Annotated in this window: 1 protein-coding gene; it reads right to left on the bottom strand. The window is 55.8% G+C overall.

Translation table 11 applies throughout. The features are described 5' to 3' along the window. On the bottom strand, positions 1-261 hold a 261-nt coding region (locus tag EN857_RS35335; protein ID WP_210235173.1), incomplete at its 3' end, for a hypothetical protein. Positions 262-326 lie beyond the last annotated feature (65 nt).

Below are 326 nucleotides of genomic sequence, written 5' to 3'. Positions count from 1 at the left end.
CGAATTTGCAGTTGGCGACAAACGACACACGAGTTCGTCGCGGACTTTTAACTCTGCGAAGGCGCGTCTTCGAGCGCTTTGAAACCCTACACCCATCTGCAGGCCATCTGTATCAAGCTTTGGACCAAAACCGTTTCCATCGCTCACGAGCGTTCTCTCTGGGGGTCTCAAGTGGGGCTTGCCCATGGCCACGAATTTTTGGGCGACAGCGGTGCAGAGGCCGCATACCGCTGCCTGCTTGACGTCGCTGACCGTGTCCATGTCCGAAATTTGCCTACAAATTTCGGACGCCCTTGGGCGCGCTAGATTCGCTATGGAAAGCTGGA

The sequence above is a fragment of the Mesorhizobium sp. M4B.F.Ca.ET.214.01.1.1 genome (assembly GCF_004791545.1).
In the GTDB taxonomy this organism is placed as follows: Bacteria; Pseudomonadota; Alphaproteobacteria; order Rhizobiales; family Rhizobiaceae; genus Mesorhizobium; species Mesorhizobium abyssinicae.
The sequence above is the reverse complement of the archived record's forward strand: the minus strand, read 5'-3'. Positions and strand labels throughout refer to the sequence as shown.